The 20,109-nt window shown below is 40.7% G+C and carries 19 protein-coding genes and 1 pseudogene; 12 read left to right on the plus strand and 8 right to left on the minus strand.

What is annotated here, in order from left to right:
• Positions 1–47 precede the first annotated feature (47 nt).
• The 4 genes from LS48_RS11535 to LS48_RS11550 all read left to right on the plus strand — a co-directional run bounded on the left by LS48_RS11535 (position 48) and on the right by LS48_RS11550 (position 5,771).
• The gene (locus tag LS48_RS11535; RefSeq protein ID WP_062622675.1) at positions 48–443 is read left to right on the plus strand and encodes a PUR family DNA/RNA-binding protein; all 396 of its coding nucleotides are present in this window, start codon (positions 48–50) and stop codon (positions 441–443) included.
• 117 nt (positions 444–560) lie between these two features.
• Positions 561–2,156: a phytoene desaturase family protein gene (locus LS48_RS11540; RefSeq protein WP_062622676.1), complete on the plus strand. Its 1,596-nt coding sequence runs from the start codon at positions 561–563 to the stop codon at positions 2,154–2,156.
• A 40-nt stretch (positions 2,157–2,196) separates the two neighbouring features.
• Positions 2,197–4,074 carry a mechanosensitive ion channel family protein gene (locus LS48_RS11545; protein WP_062622735.1) on the plus strand — a complete coding sequence of 626 codons (1,878 nt, stop codon included), beginning with the start codon at positions 2,197–2,199 and terminating at the stop codon, positions 4,072–4,074.
• A gap of 77 nt (positions 4,075–4,151) precedes the next feature.
• Positions 4,152–5,771, plus strand: a complete 1,620-nt coding sequence (locus LS48_RS11550) for a SulP family inorganic anion transporter (RefSeq protein WP_062622677.1) — start codon at positions 4,152–4,154, stop codon at positions 5,769–5,771.
• Here LS48_RS11550 and LS48_RS11555 read toward each other — a convergent pair whose 3' ends face one another.
• From LS48_RS11555 to LS48_RS11565, 3 genes are read right to left on the minus strand one after another with little or no spacing between them, the layout of a single operon-like run.
• On the minus strand, positions 5,772–6,281 hold the full coding sequence (locus LS48_RS11555; RefSeq protein ID WP_062622678.1) for a DUF6265 family protein: 510 nt from the start codon (positions 6,279–6,281) through the stop codon (positions 5,772–5,774).
• 45 nt (positions 6,282–6,326) lie between these two features.
• Positions 6,327–6,665, minus strand: a complete 339-nt coding sequence (locus tag LS48_RS11560; RefSeq protein ID WP_062622679.1) for a tRNA-binding protein — start codon at positions 6,663–6,665, stop codon at positions 6,327–6,329.
• Entirely contained in the window at positions 6,655–6,966 is a 312-nt protein-coding gene (locus LS48_RS11565; RefSeq protein ID WP_062622680.1) for a hypothetical protein, read from the minus strand. Before LS48_RS11565 ends, LS48_RS11560 begins: the two co-directional genes overlap by 11 nt.
• A 223-nt stretch (positions 6,967–7,189) precedes the next feature.
• Here LS48_RS11565 and LS48_RS11570 point away from each other — a divergent pair, with 223 nt between their 5' ends.
• Complete coding sequence (locus tag LS48_RS11570; RefSeq protein WP_062622681.1) at positions 7,190–7,747, plus strand: thioredoxin family protein; 558 nt, start codon at positions 7,190–7,192, stop codon at positions 7,745–7,747.
• A gap of 68 nt (positions 7,748–7,815) precedes the next feature.
• Here LS48_RS11570 and LS48_RS11575 read toward each other — a convergent pair whose 3' ends face one another.
• The gene (locus LS48_RS11575; protein WP_062622682.1) at positions 7,816–8,748 is read right to left on the minus strand and encodes a peptidylprolyl isomerase; all 933 of its coding nucleotides are present in this window, start codon (positions 8,746–8,748) and stop codon (positions 7,816–7,818) included.
• A 217-nt stretch (positions 8,749–8,965) separates the two neighbouring features.
• Between LS48_RS11575 and LS48_RS11580 the strand changes: the two genes are divergently transcribed.
• From LS48_RS11580 to LS48_RS15775, 4 genes are all read left to right on the plus strand, one after another.
• Positions 8,966–9,724, plus strand: coding sequence for a hypothetical protein (locus tag LS48_RS11580; RefSeq protein WP_062622683.1), 759 nt, complete (start codon positions 8,966–8,968; stop codon positions 9,722–9,724).
• Positions 9,725–9,990: 266 nt separating this feature from the next.
• Complete coding sequence (locus LS48_RS11585) at positions 9,991–10,887, plus strand: ABC transporter ATP-binding protein (protein ID WP_062622684.1); 897 nt, start codon at positions 9,991–9,993, stop codon at positions 10,885–10,887.
• A gap of 7 nt (positions 10,888–10,894) precedes the next feature.
• Complete coding sequence (locus LS48_RS11590) at positions 10,895–11,731, plus strand: ABC transporter permease (RefSeq protein ID WP_062622685.1); 837 nt, start codon at positions 10,895–10,897, stop codon at positions 11,729–11,731.
• A gap of 60 nt (positions 11,732–11,791) precedes the next feature.
• Positions 11,792–14,218, plus strand: coding sequence for an FIDD domain-containing protein (locus tag LS48_RS15775; protein ID WP_062622686.1), 2,427 nt, complete (start codon positions 11,792–11,794; stop codon positions 14,216–14,218).
• Position 14,219: 1 nt separating this feature from the next.
• Here LS48_RS15775 and LS48_RS11600 read toward each other — a convergent pair whose 3' ends face one another.
• Positions 14,220–14,969 (minus strand): lipopolysaccharide kinase InaA family protein, encoded by a 750-nt coding sequence (locus LS48_RS11600; protein WP_062622736.1) that lies wholly within the window; start codon positions 14,967–14,969, stop codon positions 14,220–14,222.
• Between the two features lie 48 nt (positions 14,970–15,017).
• Here LS48_RS11600 and LS48_RS11605 point away from each other — a divergent pair, with 48 nt between their 5' ends.
• Together LS48_RS11605 and LS48_RS11610 are read left to right on the plus strand one after the other, a co-directional pair.
• Entirely contained in the window at positions 15,018–16,091 is a 1,074-nt protein-coding gene (locus tag LS48_RS11605) for a glycosyltransferase family 9 protein (protein WP_062622687.1), read from the plus strand.
• The gene (locus LS48_RS11610; protein ID WP_062622688.1) at positions 16,088–16,669 is read left to right on the plus strand and encodes a class I SAM-dependent methyltransferase; all 582 of its coding nucleotides are present in this window, start codon (positions 16,088–16,090) and stop codon (positions 16,667–16,669) included. The genes LS48_RS11605 and LS48_RS11610 overlap by 4 nt, the downstream gene beginning before the upstream one ends.
• Before the next feature lie 6 nt (positions 16,670–16,675).
• Here the strand turns inward: LS48_RS11610 and LS48_RS15605 are convergent, their stop codons facing one another.
• From LS48_RS15605 to LS48_RS11625, 3 genes and pseudogenes are all read right to left on the minus strand, one after another.
• Positions 16,676–17,530 carry a glycosyltransferase family 2 protein gene (locus LS48_RS15605; protein ID WP_062622737.1) on the minus strand — a complete coding sequence of 285 codons (855 nt, stop codon included), beginning with the start codon at positions 17,528–17,530 and terminating at the stop codon, positions 16,676–16,678.
• Positions 17,522–18,337: pseudogene (locus tag LS48_RS15610) on the minus strand (glycosyltransferase family 2 protein); the annotation flags it as partial. The gene LS48_RS15605 and the pseudogene LS48_RS15610, both read right to left, overlap by 9 nt.
• A 17-nt stretch (positions 18,338–18,354) precedes the next feature.
• Positions 18,355–19,314 carry a class I SAM-dependent methyltransferase gene (locus tag LS48_RS11625; RefSeq protein WP_062622689.1) on the minus strand — a complete coding sequence of 320 codons (960 nt, stop codon included), beginning with the start codon at positions 19,312–19,314 and terminating at the stop codon, positions 18,355–18,357.
• A gap of 55 nt (positions 19,315–19,369) precedes the next feature.
• Here LS48_RS11625 and LS48_RS11630 point away from each other — a divergent pair, with 55 nt between their 5' ends.
• Complete coding sequence (locus LS48_RS11630) at positions 19,370–20,107, plus strand: glycosyltransferase family 2 protein (RefSeq protein WP_062622690.1); 738 nt, start codon at positions 19,370–19,372, stop codon at positions 20,105–20,107.
• The last annotated feature ends 2 nt before the right edge of the window (positions 20,108–20,109 follow it).

Consider the following 20,109-nt stretch of genomic DNA (forward strand, 5'->3'; position numbering starts at 1 on the left):
GGATTTTTTTTGGATTTTTGGCAAAACGTTAGCAAAAAACAGAAATTATGAGTGACCACTATACGATGGAGCAAGAAGAGATTTTTTCAAAAGTAATGCGCGCGGGAAGACGCACCTATTTTTTTGACGTAAGGTCCACAAAGGCAGGCGATTTCTACCTTACCATTACCGAAAGCAAAAAATTTACAAATGATGATGGTTCCTACCATTACAAAAAGCACAAAATTTATCTTTACAAAGAGGATTTCAGCGAGTTTAAGGACAACCTTGAGGAAATGATAAATTACGTAATCGACGAAAAAGGTGAAGAGGTTATAAGCGAGCGCCACCAAAAAGATTATAAAAAAGAAACCGATGACGTTGCGGCCACTGCTGAAAAGGCTTCAGAAAACGGGCAACCGGACACCAGCAACTTTACCGATATTGAATTTGACGATATATAAGTTTCAAACTTTTAAAAATAGAACCGGCACGGTCAAAAACCGCTGCCGGTTTTTTATTTCAGAAGCTCAAATACTTTGCTTATTTTTCAGGAATAAAACTTTTTCCCAGCTACTTTTATGGTAAACAAACTGTACCAACCCTACAAACCAAATCTGGATTTTTCGGGGCTGGACCATATTGTGATTGGAAGCGGAATGGGCGGGCTCACCGTTGCAACCTGGCTTGCAAAGGCCGGAAAAAAAGTGGCAATTTTTGAACGCCACTACGTCCCCGGCGGTTTCACACACAGCTTTAAACGCAAGGATGGCTTTCAGTGGGATGTTGGCGTGCATTACGTGGGCAATATGGCAGAAGGGTCTTCATTACGCGGTTTTTTCGACTTTTTGACGGATGGAAATTTGCAGTGGGAAACGATGGGCGAAGTGTACGATGTGGCAAATATTGATGGCACGGAATATCTTTTTAAAGCCGGAAAGGAAAATTTCAGAAAACAATTTCTCGCCTATTTTCCCAAAGAGGAAATGGCAATTGACAGCTATCTTTCCCTGATTGAAAAAACAAACAAGCGCGGCGGTGCCTTCTTCTTCGAAAAAATTTTTGAGCCGTGGTTCAGTAAATCGGTCGGTTGGATTTTCAGAAAAAGATATTCCAAATTTTCCCAAAAAACCACTTGGGAGGTTTTAAATGAACTCACCAAAAACGAGCGGTTGATTGCCGTACTCTGCGCCCAATGTGGCAATTACGGCCTGTCGCCAAAAAATAGCAGTTTTGCGGCGCATGCGATGGTGATTGGCCATTTTTTGGAAGGCGGCTACTACCCTATCGGCGGCGCCGACCATATTTGTGAAAAAACTTTGGAAGTCTTTACAGCGCACGGCGGCAAGATTTTTATAAACGCCGACGTCACCAAAATCGTTACCGAAAATCATAAGGTGAAAGGAATTGAGCTTGGCGAAAAATTCATTGCCTGCCAAAGCGTGATAAGCAATGTGGGCGTAAACAACACCTTCAATTATTTGCTTTCTGAAACTGATAGAAAGGTTTGCAATTTCAATCTAAAAAATGTGCAACCTGCCAGCGCACACATCTGTTTATATCTTGGGCTGAACAAATCAAGCGAGGCCCTCAACCTTCCGAAACACAATCTTTGGTATTACAAACACGACGGCATTGACGCAATTTTTGACAAAGCTACTTTGGAAAATGCGCCGGAAAATTTTGCATACATCTCCTTCCCTTCCGCAAAAGACCCCAATTGGGAAACCCAAAATCCGGGGACGGCGACAATCCAAGCAATTTCCGTGGGTAATATGGATTGGTTTGAAGCCTATAAAGATTCAAACTGGATGAAACGCGGGGAGGAATACCTTCAACTAAAAAAGAATTTTGAAACCGAAATGCTAAAGGTGCTCTACAAGATTTTTCCCCAGATTGAAGGAACCATTGTGGCTTCCGAAGTTTCAACCCCGCTTTCCACAGAAAATTTCACCAATTATAAAAGTGGCGAAATTTACGGTTTGGCACATTCGCCAGAACGATTTGCGCTTCCATTTTTAAGACCGAAAACTAAAATAAAAGGTCTTTTCTTAGCAGGCCAGGATATCACCTTAGTTGGTGTGGCGGGCGCGATGCTTTCGGGTTTGTTGTGCGCAACCGCCATTTTAAAGTTTGGTTCGTGGAAAATTTTTCGGGAAATTAAAAGCAGGCAATAATCAATTAGTTTTTAATTACTTTAGCCCAAAATTTCAGCCTATGGAACGCTTAAAAATTGGTTTGGCAATTCTGGCAATTGCTTTCTCCGCATCTTTTGGTTTTTCCCAAGAAGACTCTACCTCGGTAAAAGCGGATTCCCTGAATATCGTGCTATTGGAAAACTATAACAAACGCTTGGCTGAGATAGAACGCCAGCGAGTAGCCGATTCCATCAAAAAAAGTGAACTTGAGGCCGAACTGAGCGCCCTAAAAACCACGGACAACCTTAAAAAAGAAGAGTTGCAGGCACAGCTTATTGCCCTGAATGAAAAGGAAATAAGACGGCTTGAAGACAAAAAGATAAAAATTGACTCTTTAAAAAAGGTTACCAAAGGCTTTCCGGTTTTTGGCTTTTTTAACGATACTCTTTTCGTGCTCTACTCAAAATTGGGCAGTTTTTCACCCAAAGACCGGGCAGAAGCTATAAACAGGCGTATAGACAAGCTTACCGATAATTTCAATTTTGATGAAACGTCCCTTGAAATCCAAAAGTCTGAAAACGAGGTGGATATCGTTTTTGGCGACCAAACCATAATGACCGTTATTGAGAACGATGCCCTGTGGAACGACACCACAAAAGAGGCCCTGGCCAAAGAATACAAGGATAAAATAAGTGCGGCCGTTTTAAAGTATAAGGATGAAACCAACTTATTCAACCTTGCTAAAAAAATAGGGCTGGCAATTTTGGTTTTGTTGATTATTGCCGCTCTGGTCAAGTATATTTCAAAGTTCTTTGCTTGGACGGCCATAAAAATTGAACTGCAGGAAGACAAAAGAATCAAAGGAGTGCAAATAAAAAATTACACCCTGTTTGATGCCAAAAGACAGATAAACGCTCTCTTAATACTGAACCGAATTCTGAAATGGATTGTCATAATTACGGCTATATACATTGCGCTTCCCATTCTATTTGGCATATTTCCCTGGACCGAACATTTTGCCGGCACCCTTATCGGTTACATTCTCAATCCGGTAAAAGGCATATTGACATCGTTTTGGAATTACCTGCCCAACCTTATTACGATAATCGTAATTGTCTTGGTTTTCAGATATATTCAACGGGGAATACGTTTCTTAAAGGACGAAATAGCCCGCGGCAATCTTCAAATCAACGGTTTTTATCCCGATTGGGCGGAACCTACCTATCAAATAGTACGCATTCTGCTGATTGCCTTTATGTTCGTTGTTTTATTCCCCTATTTACCGGGAAGTGATTCTCCCGTATTTCAAGGGGTTTCCGTGTTTTTGGGTTTTCTGTTTACCTTCGGCTCGGCAGGTTCATTGTCAAACATTATCGCTGGCTTGATTTTGACCTATATGCGTCTTTTTACAATTGGCGACAGGGTGAAAATTGGCGATGTATCGGGCGACGTGATTGAGAAATCAGTCCTGGTAACTCGTATTAGAACTCCTTTCAACGAAATTATCTCCATTCCAAATTCCACTGTTATGAACAGCCATACCATAAACTACAGCAGTGACGCACAGGAAAAAGGGCTTATAATACATAGCACGGTTACCATAGGATACGACGTTCCGTGGCAGGATGTACATACCGCTTTAATAGATGCTGCCCTACGGACCGAGCTTGTTTTAAAGGAACCCTCCCCTTTTGTTTTTCAGACCAGTCTGGATGATTTTTATGTAGCCTATGAAATTCACGCCCACGTACGCGAAGCGAATAGGCAGGGCCTTATTTATTCGGTACTCCATCAAAATATTCAGGACGTTTTTAACGAGCGTGGTATTGAGATTATGTCTCCGCATTATCGTGCCGCACGCGATGGCAATGAGACCACCATTCCCTCAAGCTATAGACCGAAGGATTATAAAGCGCCCAGTTTTAATGTGAAGACAAAAAAAACAGACAGAGCGTAACTACTTTCTTCCACTGAACAATAGAAGGGTCTGTCTATTTTGAAAACCGTATATTTGCCGCCTTTAAAAAAAACCAAATGCTTGCAAAATACCTTTTATCCTTCACACAAAACCCAAAAAACGATATCCTTTCCGGCCTTACCGTAGCCTTGGCTTTGGTGCCCGAGGCTGTTGCCTTTGCCTTTGTTGCGGGCATTGACCCCTTAGTAGGGCTTTACGGCGCCTTTATTATGGGAATAGTAACCGCCCTCTTCGGGGGTCGTCCGGGAATGATTTCCGGAGCAACGGGCGCAATGGCGGTAGTGATGGTCCATTTAATCCAAAAAGGAAACGAAGTAGGCCTAACCTTGGCTGAACCCGTGGAATACCTAGGCTTGCAGTGGCTTTTTATCACGCTTCTTTTTGTGGGCGCCATTCAAATTATGGCCGGGGTTTTTAGATTGGGAAAATTTGTTCGGCTCATTCCACATCCTGTAATGATGGGGTTTGTAAACGGATTGGCAATTGTAATTTTTCTTTCGCAATTAGGGCTATTTAAGGAAAGCCGTGGCACCGTGCCACAATGGCTTACAGGACCGGATTTGTGGGTGATGCTGGCATTGGTTGGGCTAACGATGGGCATTATGTTCGGCTTGCCGAAACTTACCAAAAAACTTCCGGCCGCCTTAATCGCCATTATTGTCGTGGCGTGTATAACCATCTTCGGAAATCTTGACGTAAGTACTGTGGGGTCTTTCATCCGAGATGGCGGTGGAAGTGGACTAAAAGGCTCTCTCCCTGTTTTTCAAACCCAAATTTTTAGTTTTATAGAAACCATAAATGGGCATTGGGATTTAATACTTTCAACCGCATTTTTATTGGCAGCTGTTGGCTTGATTGAATCTTTGATGACCTTAAATTTAATAGACGAAATGACCGAAACCCGCGGAAGCGGCAACCGCGAATGTGTTGCACAGGGCGGGGCAAATATCCTAAACGGATTTTTCGGCGGAATGGGTGGTTGCGCCATGATCGGGCAATCCATCATCAACGTGAGCTCTGGCGGTCGTGGTAGGCTTTCGGGTGCTACGGCAGCAATTGCGCTTTTGTGTTTCGTGCTTTTCGGCGCACCATTAATAGAACAAATTCCTATCGCCGCTTTGGTGGGCGTTATGTTTATGGTGGTAATTGGCACTTTTGCGTGGAGCAGTTTTCGGATTCTTCATAAAATTCCGCTTTCAGATGCCATTGTTTTAATTACCGTTTCGGCAGTAACTGTTTGGCAGGATTTGGCCATTGCGGTGTTTGTAGGTGTAATTATGAGCGCGCTTGTGTTTGCATGGAAAAGCGCCACGATGATTCGCGCCCGAAAGCGGATTAAAGAAGACGGAACAAAAGTTTACGAAATCTGGGGGCCCTTGTTCTTTGGTTCCACTACAGCATTCAACAGTAAATTTGATGTTTCCACCGACCCCGATTCTGTTGAAATTGATTTTATAGAATCAAAAATTTCAGACCATTCGGGAGTTGAAGCGGTGCGAAACATTGCAAATAAATATTTGAACAGCGGGAAGCAAATCAAGCTAACACACCTGAGCCCAGATTGCAAAGCACTTCTATTAAAATGGAACCCAGAGTTTGAAACCATTATTGAGGATTCCATTGAAGATCCGCGCTATTATGTGGTTACTGATACTTTGGATGCCGAAGTTTCTTAATCAATTTTTTCTGGAAAAGTGAAAATCAACCTTTTTTGATTCGCCATTTACAGTCCCTTCAATCCAAGCATGCAGTGAATCTTTCGCTGGAGTTGAATAGGTAATGCGCTGCGGAAAATCGTTTGATTTATTTTCAAAGGCAACTTGTCCATTTTCCAAAGAAATCATCTTGAAAGTAACCGGTTTTGAATCGTTTTGATTTGCGGTTGCAACCGTTAATAATAAATTTCCAAACTTTTCTTCAAGAGCCATCGTTTCTGCAAAAACTATTTCCTTTTTATTCATCTCCACAAAACTATAAGCCGTAAAGGTACTGTCGTTTTCCTGCGACCAGGTTTCTTGGGAATATTCCTCGTCGTTCTCGTTCACCCAAGTTCCTAACAGCCACTGCAATTGCTCAATTTGCTCAAACTTACCGGAAGTAATTTCAGTTTTGGATTTTTCTTCGGAATTGTTTTTACAGGAATTTAAAAATAATGGAAGGGCTAAAAATAATAGGAGTTTCTTCATAATTGACAGCTTTGTTTTGGCGAAGGTATCACAAAAAACAATTAATCATAGAATTCTTAGACCATTCCGTACTTCTTTTCCGGGCTGCAAGAGCGTTACATCTTTACCCTCCACAGCGCCCAAAACAAGACATTCGCTCATAAAATTGGCAATCTGTTTCTTCGGAAAATTTACCACGGCAACCACTTGTTTGCCAAGCAATTCTTTTTTTGAATAAAGTGAAGTAATCTGCGCCGAAGTTTTCCGTTGCCCAAATTCACTTCCAAAATCTATTAAAAGTTGGTAGGAAGGGTTTCGTGCTTCGGGAAAATCATTGGCTTCAATAATAGTACCCACGCGCATTTCGACCTTTTCAAAATCAGACCAGGATAAATTATTCGTCATGATGCAACTTTAACTTCTGAATCATTTCTGGTGAAACTTCACCTTGGTCAGCGCCATAGGCATCAACCAATAAGCCTTTAATGCCATCGTTCGTTTCTATTAAGTAAAGGATGGTGTTGTCGCCGGGATTGGTCATTCCCTCAAAACGGTAGAACTTTACAACGTCCAATTCGCCAGCCTTCCATTTCTTTTTAAGGTTTTTGGATTCTATGCCCTCGCCCACAAGGTTAAAGTCTTCTGTATAGCCGTGTTTTTGCAAATCTGCGATTGCCACGGAGAGCGATGAATATGAGTTTTTCATAATTTTTGGTTTAGATTTTAAAGTTAAAGGAGATAATTTGCAACTGCAAAGTTTTATAGTTTCTTTAGGAAAATCAGTATGCAGCAAGTCCGTAGGCTCGCGATTTATCGCGCGCCAATATTATTATTCAAAATAAAAAAACTTTGCGCCTTTGCGCCTTTGCGAGAGAATTCACAAAATCGTAACTTTAAAAATATTTTCACACCACTACTGAAAAGAAAAAATGGCCAGAACAGAATCCAAAATGCTTCCATTGGGAACGCAAGCCCCCGATTTTACATTGATTGACGCAGTAACCAACAATGCCGTTTCCTTAAAGGACGTGCGCGGCGAAAAGGGCACGGTAGTGATGTTTATCTGCAATCACTGCCCGTTTGTGAAACATGTAAATGACGAACTGGTGCGTATTTGCAACGATTATCGGGTAACCGGCTTTGGATTTGTGGGCATAAACAGTAACGATATTATCAAATATCCCGAGGATTCCCCTGCCGAAATGTGGCGAACTGCGCGCAGGCACAGTTACCCTTTTCCATATTTATATGATGAAACACAAGAGGTAGCGAAAGCCTACGACGCAGCCTGCACACCGGATTTCTATCTTTTTGATGATGAACTGAAACTGGTTTACAGAGGCCAATTGGACAACAGCCGTCCCGGGAACGGTATTCCCGTAAACGGTAGAGACCTCAGGGAAGCGCTGGATAATATCCTAAACAACAATCCGCAGAGGAAGGATCAAAAACCGAGTATTGGGTGTAATATTAAGTGGAAGGAATAAATTCGGGATTCTTTAATTGGGGATTCGGGGTTCGAATTCACAAATCCCGAATCCCGAATCCCGAATCACTACTTCACGTCCATTAATTCCACATCAAAAATTAAGGTCGCACTTGGAGGAATAACCCCGCCAGCTCCGCGCTCGCCATAGGCAAGATGCGAAGGAATTACAAAACGGGCCTTATCGCCTACTTGCAATAATTGGATGCCTTCATCCCACCCAGCTATTACTTGCCCAACGCCCAGTTGAAAGTCGATGGGTTGCTTTCTTTTGTATGATGAATCAAACTCGGTTCCATCAGTTAAGGCGCCTTTGTAATGCACGGAAACCGTTTTTCCCTTTTCAGCTTTTTTACCGTTTCCTTTTTGGATTATTTTGTAAAGAAGTCCGCTATCGGTTCTATCAAAACCTTCTGAAATTTTTTTCAGTTCGGCTTCCTGAGCTTCTTTCATTTTTGCAATTCGCTGCTCCCTTTCACCAGTAAAACTTCTGAAAGCTTCTACAGCATTCCACTTTTTGGCTTCTTCGCCTACGCGGATTATTTCAACCTTTTGCATAGTATCGCCTTGCGCAACACTATCAACAACGTCCTGCCCTTCCACTACATTTCCAAAAACGGTGTGCTTGTTATCCAACCAAGGCGTGGCAACGTGCGTTATAAAAAACTGACTGCCATTGCTCGCAGGCCCAGCATTTGCCATGGAAAGCACCCCCGGGGTATCGTGGCGAAGGTCTTGGTGAAACTCATCGTCAAAGTTATAGCCTGGTCCACCAGCGCCCGTACCATTGGGATCGCCGCCCTGAATCATAAAATCTGGGATTACACGGTGAAATTTTAACCCATCATAATAGGGTGTTCCCTGTGGTTTTGCTGAATTTTCCAAGTTCCCTTCTGCCAAAGCCACAAAGTTTCCAACCGTTCCCGGGGTTTTGTCGTGTGTAAGTTTTATAAGAATTTCTCCTTTTTCGGTCGTTATTTTTGCGTAAATACCGTCTTGCATTTTTTGTTTTTTTAAATTGAAATGCAAAGGTAAGGAAATAGGAAGTATGAAATTGGAAATAGGAAATGGGAAGTTGGAATTTTTAAAATCTGATTCTATAGCCAAGAGCGAAAAGCGAAGGTTTTTAGAAAGAGGAAAGCTGTATATTTGAGATTTATGAAATAAGTGGGATATACACAACACCACGGCTTTTAAAAATTACACATTAATTATTTTTATGAAATCAAATAAAATATTTATAGTTCTACTGATAATATCTAGTTTTATCTCTTGTAACAATGAGGATGATAACCCAAAACAGGAACAAGAAATAATAAATCCCTGCGAAAAACTTTATAAAAAACAAACATTGTATGAACTAGGGTCTCCCACGTTTATAAACGAAGTTTTTTATGATAGTGCCTCAAGAATAGATTCAATCTCTCAATTTGATGTTACTACAGATGTTTCTATACATTATAAAGTAAGCTATGAGGAAAATGTAATATCTAAAATACAACATGAAATTATTTATAATTTTAATCCTACTTTAGACCAAGTGATAGTGTACGATGATATTGACATTACAAATTCAAATATTATTCTCAACTCAAGTAATAGTGAAAGAAAAATTGAAATAAATTATACAGATATATACGTAAATAAAACTAAAGAGTATTATTCCCAAAATCCTCCAAGTTTTAGTGAGCAGACTTTTAGTAGAAACGGTCAAAATCAAATTATTTCTAATACAGCATTTGGAAATACATATTCCTATTCAAATCACGTTAATGGAGAAAACAATGATTTAGTTGGAATTGGAATTATTAATGATTTACCCAATATTCTTTTAATCTTTAAATTGAGACTTTCATCAAGCACCCCATTAACAGTAGGAATGACAGATTTAAATATTGAATTTGAAAACAATAGCTGCATTATAAAATCTATAAAAGACGAAAATAGATACAAGGTTTATGAATATATCAATCCATAGAAATATGTAGCGTTTAAGCGTTATGGTGATGAAAATTTTATAAATTTATATATTAATAATTTCATATTTACTCCTTACTTAATAAGACACAATGGATACCTAAAACTAATCCAAAAAAACAACCTTAGCCAGTACATAAGAAACTAATTCTTTCATCCTAAAAATTTCCAGACTCCAAATCACTTCTCTCTTTTCGCTTTTCGCTAAAATGTAACAAAACGCTAACCCATTCGTCATACAAACAACCAACTTCCAAAAACAATTCCGTGGAAAATATTCTCACCATAAATAATCTAACCAAGAAATTTGGCGCACTAACTGCCGTGGACAATCTTTCCTTTTCAATTGAAAAAGGCAATGTGTACGGTATCCTCGGCCCAAACGGCAGTGGTAAAAGTACCACACTGGGCATTGTGCTTAATGTGGTAAACAAAACCGCGGGCGACTTTAAATGGTTTGACGGTAACATCGATACGCACAATGCCTTAAAAAAAGTGGGCGCCATCATTGAGCGCCCCAACTTTTACCCGTATATGACCGCCGTGCAAAACCTGCAACTGGTGTGTAAAATAAAGGAAGTTTCGGAAGAAAAGATTTCTGAAAAATTGGAGCTCGTAGGACTTTTGGATAGAAAGGACAGCAAGTTCAGCACCTTTTCCCTGGGAATGAAACAACGCTTGGCAATCGCTTCGGCACTGCTGAACGACCCCGAAATACTGATTCTCGACGAACCCACAAACGGCTTGGACCCGCAGGGAATACACCAAATTCGGGAGATCATAAAAGTAATTGCTTCACAGGGAACTACCATTTTATTGGCCTCGCATTTATTGGACGAGGTTGAAAAAGTCTGTACGCACGTTGTAATTCTTCGGAAAGGCGTAAGTCTCTATTCCGGCAGCGTGGACGGGATGAACGCCAGCCACGGTTTTTTAACAATGCAGAGCAACGATATGGAAAAGTTGCAAAAAGCTTTGGAAGGAAACACGGCCTTTGGCACCGTAAAACGCGAGGGCGATTTTATCATCGCTTACCTCAACAATCCCATGGACGCTTCGGAAGTGAACAAACTGCTTTTTGAAAAAGGCATCACCCTTAGCCACCTTGTGAAACGCAAGGAAAGCCTTGAAGAACAATTCCTTGAACTCACGAAACAAAACTAACCACCCGATGCTACGATTGTTAAATATAGAACTTCAGAAACTGCGCTATAACCGTTCGGCAAAGGTTATTTCCATTATTTATTTTGTGCTTATCACTTTCATTGCCTTGATTGCTTCCATCGAATTTAATTTTGGTGACTTTCACTTTCGGGTGGCGGACCAAGGAATTTTCAATTTTCCGTATATCTGGCATTTCAATACTTATGTGGCGGCCATCTTGAAATTGTTTTTGGCCATCGTAATTGTTTCTATGATGAGTAACGAGTACAGTTATAGAACCTTAAAACAAAACTTGATTGACGGCCTTAGCAAAAAGGAATTTGTACTTTCAAAGTTTTTGACCGTCTTGCTTTTCGCAGTGATATCAACGGTTTTTATTTTTAGTGTCTCGTTGATTTTGGGGGGTTACTTTTCAGATTACAATGAAATAGGAATCATTTTCAGCGATATGGAATACATAGGCGCCTATTTTATAAAATTGGTAGCCTTTTTCTCTTTCTGTCTATTCCTGGGGGTTTTGGTGAAACGTTCCGCCTTCGCGCTTGGCTTTCTGATTGTATGGCAAATTGTAGAATGGTTATCTTACGGTTTGATGAAATGGCAGTTTTTTAAAGACACTGAAATTGCTGACAATGTTGCGCAATTTTTTCCGCTGAATGCAATGGCAAATCTTATCAAGGAACCTATGAGTCGCTTGGGCGCGATACAATCTGCCGCCAATCAATTGGGCGAAAATTTCAACAAAGATTATGGCGTAAGTTGGTTGAATGTACTCATTGTATTGGTGTGGACAGCCCTTTTTATCTACTGGTCCTATGCCATTCTAAAGAAAAGAGACTTGTAAAAAAGGAATCGTCCCGTTGATTTTTTGCCTATATTTAGCAAGCAATCAACCCTTATTTTTTTGAAGCGTTTCCTTTTTATACTTTGCTTTTTAATTTCCACAGTTGTCTTTCCGCAAGACATTGAGCTGTTTAAACAGTTTAATGGGCATTACGATTACACTGCTTTTGGCAATACATTAAATGTTGAAGAAAATGGTCAAGGCGGACAATGCTTCATTCTTACCAGCAGCAGTGCCAACTTTCAACTAGAACCCAATCAAGAGGTAGTTGCTGCCTATTTATATTGGGCAGGGTCTGGTCCTGGGGATTTCAACGTAACCTTCAATCAAGTTCCGATAACTGCAGAACGCACCTTTACTGAAAGTTATAACAGCGGCGGACAGGATTATATTTATTTTTCAGCATTTGCAGATGTTACCGAGCAAATTCAAACCACAGGAAATGGCAACTATACACTTTCTGATTTAGACCTTACGCTTGTAATTCCTGCATATTGCAGTCCGCCAGGCTCGGGCACCAACTTCGGGGGTTGGGCGGTTACTGTGGTTTATGAGGATGTGACCCTTCCCAACAATCAAGTAAATATATTTGATGGTTTGGAAAGTGTATCGCGCGTTGACCAAACTTTGGATATAACCTTGGATAATTTGATGGTTTTGGATACCGAAGGCGCCAAAATAGGTTTCCTGGCTTGGGAAGGCGATCGCGGGCTTGCGGTTAACGAAACCCTTCGCATCAACGGAAACATTCTAAGCAATCCACCGCTAAACCCTCCCGACAATGCCTTTAACGGTACCAACAGTTTTACGGGCAGCAATGTGCTCTACAATATGGATATTGATGTTTATCCCATTTCAAATTATATAAGTCCGGGAGACACCTCTGCAAGTATTCAACTTACCAGCGGCCAGGATTTTGTGATGGTCAACAATATTATTACCGTTTTAAACACGGAGTTGCCCGATGCAACCATTTCCATAGACAATATTATCGGCGGTACCGAATGTGGCAATCGCGAACTAAGGCTGGATTACACGGTTTACAACCTCAACAGCACCGACGTACTCCCGGCAGGAACGCCCATCGCTTTTTATGCGGATGAAACGCTGGTGGCCCAAAGTGCAACCGTGGCCGTAATTCCCATTGACGGACAGGAAAACGGAAGCATTACGTTCACGGTTCCCAACAATATTGAAGCAGATTTTATTCTGAAAGCGGTAGTGGACGATACCGGCAACGGTACGGGGATTGTCAATGAAACCAACGAAGACAATAACGAAGACCAAGCGCCTATTCATTTATTGTTAAACCCTGTAATCACGGGACTGCGCAATCTGGAAACCTGTGACGTTATTGGCGAGGAATTTTTCGATTTAACCGAAGCCACTTCACAAATAGACCCTATTTATGAATTGAGTTTTCACCTTTCGGAAGCGGATGCCGAAAATAATGTGAACCCAATCATCAATCCCGAAAATTTTCAGAATACCGAAAATCCGCAGACCATTTACATCCGGGTTTCCAATCCAGATTGTTTTTTGATTGATAGTTTTACGGTGGAAGTAATTCCCTGCCCCTTACCCGACGCTAACATTGAATTGCCGGAAATTTCAGCCTGTCGCGATCGGGCTTTATTGCTTCCCTTTACGGTTTATAATTTGGAAGCAACGGCACCGCTGCCTGCCAATACTTCCATAGCGTTTTATACGGAGGAGGTTTTACTTGGGCTTTCGCAAACGCGACAAACCATTCCGATTGGCGGCAGTGAAAATGGTGAAATAGAACTCCTTTTGTCCGATAGTTTGCCAAATACTTTTACTATCACAGCTGTAGTAGATGATGACGGTAACGGTAACGGTGCAGTAGAAGAACTCCGGGAGGATAACAACAGTTTTACGCAAAGCATTACGTTTGAAAGCATCCCCCCCATTCCGAATTTGCCTGACCTTTTGGAATGCGACAAAGGTTTTGACACGGCAATTTACGATTTAACCCAGCAAGATAATTTTATAAGAACAGGACCCAATGATGTGGTGAATTATTTCACTACTTCTGAACATGCTTTGCAAAATACTAACCCCATCTCCAATCCTTCTGAATATCAAAATACTACAGATCCACAGACCATTTATGTGCGGCTTGAAAACGAAATCTGCTTCGCAACCGCGTCCTTTTTATTAACTACGGAAAATTGCGCGCCTTTTATCCCCCAAGGCTTTTCGCCCAATGGCGATGGTATTAATGATACATTTGAAATCAGCAACCTCCTCAACATTTACGAAAATTTTGAGTTGAATATTTACTCCCGCGAAGGCAATTTAATCCATACCGCCTACAACGCCGATGGTTTTTGGGATGGGGTGGCTACAAAAGGGTTACTCTTTACCGGAAACCCCGTTCCCGTGGGTACGTATTATTACGTTTTGGTTTTAAACGACCCCAAATATCCCGAGGCTTTTATTGGATGGGTTTATGTGAATTATTAAGCTATCTCCTTCGTCTTCGCATCTTTTTGCTGTTTATTTTTTTCTGAAAGGCCCTGCTGTGTTTAAGCATTAAAGCATGCGTTTCTTCGTAACTTTTACCGTAAAGTTTCGCGTATTCGGCAGCAATTATTTTCACCATGGTTTTTGAAAGCCACAACCTGCGGAAGTTGCGCATGCGCTTTTCAAAAGACATTTCCTCAAAACGCATTCGGTTCAAATCAATTAAATAGAAATCGTAATTGTCGTTGCCGTTGTCCATTATCAAGGTATTTCCCGGGGAATGGTCTAAAAAATTCACGCCGTTTTCGTGCAACTTAAAAGTGAATTGGGTAAACTGCCTTAAAATTTCGTTACGCTTTTTAAATCGGGGATTATGTATCAATTCCCGAAAATCAAAATCATAATTTACGTGTTCACTTACATAATAACTTTCCTTCAAGCCTCCCGAAAAAATCTCAAGATATGCTACTGGAAAAGGCGTTTTTATACCAAAGTCAATTAATTTTGTAGCGTATTCAAAAGAGCGCCGGGCCTTGCTTTTCCGCAGATATTGATACACGAGCGACTGAAAGGCGTTGGGAGTTTTAAACTTTTTTATATTTAGGGAACGGCCTTCAAGCTGCACGGTTTTAATAATATTGCGTTCGCCCTTGGTCACGTATTCACCCGTTTTGGAAAAATTATGTAGCACATCGCGTAGCTTTGCGGCCATTTGGGAATAATCTGGGTGAATAACAAAATTTTCCTGCATTTTGAAAGAAGATAAAACCAAAAAAGGTATTTTGCGAAGGTAATCTATATGAAGAAAATTCTCGTTATACAAAACAAAAGAATTGGCGATGTACTAATTAGCTCCGTCATTGCCAATAATATTAAAAAAGTCTTCCCGCAAAGCGAAGTGACTTATTTTGTCTATGATTATACCACGGGGGTTTTGGAAAACAACCCTAATATTGCCAAGATTATTTCAGTAAAGGAAAAGGAACTCAAAAAATTTCCGAAACTTTTACAGACTATTGCGAAGATTAGAAAGGAGAAATACGATATTATTTTCGACCCGTATTCCAAGTTTCAAAGTAGAATGATTTGCTTATTTTCTGGCGCGGAATACAGAATTGGACTAAAACGGGCGCACAAAGAATTGAAGCTTCCATTCTACACCCACCCAATCAGTTTTTTGGAACATCGCTCCAAAAACTGCGGCAAGGCAATTGAAGATAGAATTAATATGATTGCTTCGGTTTTCGACTTAAAAGAACCTGAGTACGCTCCAAAAATATTTCTTACGGAAGCTGAAAAAAATTACGACAGGATTGATTCCCTTCAAAAACCGGTAATTATGTTGGGCATTTTGGGCAGTACGCCCCAAAAATCGATGCCTTACGAATATATGGTTGAAATAATTGACTTTATCACTTCAAATTACAAGGGCACCATTCTCTTTAACTATGCTCCCCATCAAAAAGACGAAGCGCAGAAGGTTTATGAAATGTGCCAAAATAAAGACCAAATAAACCTCGATATTTACGAAGACTCCATCCGTGGGTTCATTAAACTGATGAACCAATGCGACCTGTTGGTTTCTAACGAAGGCGGAAGTGTTCATATTACCAAAGCGCTTGAAAAACCTACCTTCACTATTTATTCGCCTTATGTAAACAAAGAGCATTGGTGCAGTTTTGAGGATGGCGACCATCACGATTCAATTCATTTATTGGAAGAAAAGCCCGATCTTTTCAGCAGTTTTACTTTAGAGGAACGAAGGCGAATTGAGCAGGACCCACATTCACTTTACAAACAATTGACCCCCGAAATGATTTTTGAAAAATTAAAGCCGTTTTTGGCGCATCATCTTAACAACCACGGCACTTGAATTTACTGGACAAATTTCATAACTGGCGAAGAAAACAACGCTGGAACCGACAATATAAACAGGGACGGTGGCAAAGCCTGCGTAGCGAAAAGGAAGCTTTGCGCTACCAAAAAATCATTGAATATATAAATCGTTTTTCACTTAAGAACCCAAGTATTTTAGATATTGGCTGTGGCGATGGTTTGCTCACCGAACGCATCAGTCCCGAAGACTACTCCTTTTTTTTGGGCTTGGATTTTTCAAATGAATCCATAAAAATAGCCTCTGAAAAGAGATTGCCAAAAGCAGAATTTCTTACTGCCGATGCTGTAAAATTCCACCCAAAACAAAAATTTGATGTTATCATTTTCAACGAAGCATTCTACTACATTCACGAAACTGAAAAGCAAAATGTTTTAAACCGAATGCTAAAGAGTCTTACAGAAGATGGAATTATAATAACTTCAATATATCGGGAAGGACACGGCTGTTGGCAATATTTCAAGGAAGATAAAAGGTTAAAAGAACTTGATTTTACTACTGTAACTACAGATGAAGAGCTTCGCTATTGGAAAATCGGGGTTTACAAAAAGAGTTAAACTGTTTTAATTGGCAACTTCCGTTTTCTTCGGAACAATACCGTAATCTGTCCAGACTCTTTTTTCCTTCTTTGTTATTCTTCGAATCGCCTTATTTTTTATAAACATTTCCTTCCGAACATAACCGCGCTCGTGGTCCAAATGCAGTGTAACCGTGCTATAGCGAATCTGCAATGGTTTAATGCCGTAGTTCATCAAACGTTCACCCATTTCGCGGTCCTCGCCACCGTACTGCATGCGTTCGTCAAATCCGTTTACCGCCAAAATATCTTTTTTCCATCCAGAGGCGTTGTTGCCGTCCCAGGTAGCGCTGGTGGGCGTAAAGGTGTTTAAAATATCTTCCTTCAAGCCGTAAGATGTTAGTTTGTTTAGTTTAAAAGTTTTTTTCAGACCGTGCTTCAAAAGCCATTTTGCATTGAAGCAACGCTGGGTTTCAATGTCATCTTTAGTAATCTGTTTTGAAATCTTCATCGAAAGCTTAAAATATCCTGCGGAGAGAAAGCAACCTGGACGGCTCAATCCCAAATGGGTTGCAACCAAATCATTTCGCGGAATACAGTCCCCATCTGTAAAGATTAAATATTCTCCTTTGGAAGCTTTTATGGCTTTATTCAAAATTTTTGTTTTCTGAAAGCCGTGATCTTCCTGCCAAACGTGAGTGATTTTCAGAGAAGAGTTTACTATAAAGGAATCGATTAATTTTTTTGTTTCTTCAGTAGAACCATCATCGGCAATTATAATTTCAAAATTCTTTTCCAACTGCTGTTCAAAACCCCAAAGTGCTTTTTTAAGCCATTCCGGTTGGTTATAGGTGCTAACGATTACGGAAACAAATGGAGCAATATTATCATCTTTTACAATTCCAAAAGGCGTCCATTTCTTTTTTTTGCCTCTCGTCTGCTTTCGGATGGCCAAATTTTTATTGATGGAATCCTGGTTCTTGTAGCCACGTGGATGGTCCAAATGAAGCACTACCGCATTGTAGCGAATCTGTTTACTTTTCAGACCGTAATTTATCAAGCGTTCGCCCAGTTCGCGGTCCTGCCCACCGTACTGCATGCGTTCATCAAACCCGTTTACTGCAATGATATCCTTTTTCCACCCTGAAGCATTATGGCCATTCCAACTGGCATTGGTGGGTGTAAACCTATTGAGGAGGTACGCCTTGAAGGGCCCAGAATACAGCTTGTTGTTCTTAAAGGAAGATTGCAGTCCGTGCTTTTTCAACCAGGAAACATCGAAGCATTTTTCAGAATAAATATCCTCTTTCGTTATGCTTTTTGAAATATCCAAGGGCAACATAAAATAGCCGCCAGAGAGGAAATAACCCTCTTCCCGAAATTTAACGTGCTGCTCCACAAAATCCTTCCTCGGAATGCAGTCGCCGTCGCTCATGATAATGTATTCGGTGCTGCACCGCAAGATGGCCTTGTTGAGAATCTGCGATTTCTGAAACCCTTTGTCCTCATGCCATACGTGGATGATGGGATAGAAAACTTCGGCCTCCATTCTTTTAAGCAACTGCCGCGTTTCGTCATTGGAGCCGTCATCCGCAATTACAACCTCAAACTGCCTGTAGGTTTGGTTGTTATACCCATAGAGCACCTTCTCCAGCCATTCGCGGGAATTGTAGGTACTGATAATTACGGACGTATCAATGGCAGTCATACGGGGCAAAGATACGGCTAATTCCTGCGTAAATAAAAAGCAGCTTGGTCGCCCCGCTCCTCTTTATTGAGCTGTTTGGCCTTTTGACCGTATTTAAAATTTTCAGCCTTTCTTTTTAATGATTTTGAAAAACCTTTCTCCTTGGGTGCGGAAAGCGGAATATCCTTTATATATTTTTCACTGCCGGTAAACTGGAAGTGCGTGGAATCGTATTCAATTTTATACAATTCAAAATTGGTCTTGTCTGCCAGCAGTTGCATACTTTTTTTTGAATGCAGAAAAAAGTGCCGTGGTGCGTCCAATTGTACCCAGTTAACGCCGTAATGCTCCCAGGCATACGAAGAAACCGTCGGGATACGAATGATGCAAACTCCATCTACGGCAAGAAGTTCGTGCACTTTCTGAAGGTTTTCCAAAGGATCGGGCAAATGTTCAAAGGCGTGGTGATAGGTGATAATATCGTAACTACCATCCATGTCGTAAACACTGCTTTTCTTTATGGTGAGCCCGTTTTCATATTTAATTGTTTCCTTTAAATAGGGGTCGCAGCCCATAACATTTTTAAAACCCACTTCGGCCAAGGGGTACAGGAAATTTCTACCATTGCCACAACCAACATCAAGAATGCGGGTTTCCTTATTTACGTTTAATCCTATAAAGATTGCGTATTCCTTTTTCCCTAAAATTTTCCCCAAGGTATTTTGGTAAACAGGTCCGCCAAGAACCGCAGCTTCGTATTGTTTCTTTTTAATCGCGCCTTTTGTTCCAGTAAATTTCTTGCCGTCATAAGTGTCAAAACTGTAATAATCGCCGGGATAATACTTGCCCATATCCGCTGGAAATTCCACAATCTGCAAGCAACCACAACTGGAACATTGAAAATATTCAAAAGTTTCGCGCAAGCCGTACATCATTTCTTTTGCTGTAAAAGTTTCGTTTTCTTCGGAATTGCCACAAATTCTGCAAGTGTTTCCCATAAATTGAAAATTGCTTTAAGCTCCAAAGATAAAGTTATTTACTAATTTTGCTTCAATGGCGAGACTTTCTGTAATCATCCCGACTTTCAACGAAGAAGCATACATACAAGATGCCCTGTTTTCAGTAGCTTTCGCCGATGAAATTATTGTGATAGATTCTTTCAGCACAGACAAAACCCCTGAAATAGCAAAGAAATACGCCACCAAATTTCTTCAGCGAAAGTTCGATAATTTTTCAAACCAAAAAAACTTCGCTTTAAAAGAAGCCACTGGCGATTGGGTGCTATTTTTGGACGCCGATGAACGCGTAACCCATTCCTTGGAAGCCGAAATAAAAGCAACCCTCCAAAACCCCAAACACGGCGGGTACAAGATAAATTTTCCGCATTTTTATATGAACCGTTTTCTCTACCATCACAGTGATGATGTGCTTCGATTGGTAAAACGGGAAGGCGCTGAATATTCCGGTAGTGTTCATGAAAAACTTATCTGCAAAGGCAGTATCGGGAAATTGAAAAACAAAATGCTCCATTTTACCTATAAGGGTTTGGAGAATTATATTGTAAAAAAGGAATCATACGCGTGGTTTCAGGCGCAACAACAGTCTGACAAAGGAAAAAAAGTAACGTGGTTCGCTCTTTTTTTTAAGCCCAGCTATCGCTTTTTTCGTTCTTTTATCTTAAAAGGTGGGTTCCTCGACGGAGTGCCCGGAATGACAGTTGCAGCCGTTAATGCCTATGGCGTTTTTGAAAGATATGTGAAGTTGATGTTACTTCAAAAAGGAATGAAATAACT

Source organism: Aequorivita aquimaris, assembly GCF_001573155.1.
In the GTDB taxonomy this organism is placed as follows: Bacteria; Bacteroidota; Bacteroidia; order Flavobacteriales; family Flavobacteriaceae; genus Aequorivita; species Aequorivita aquimaris.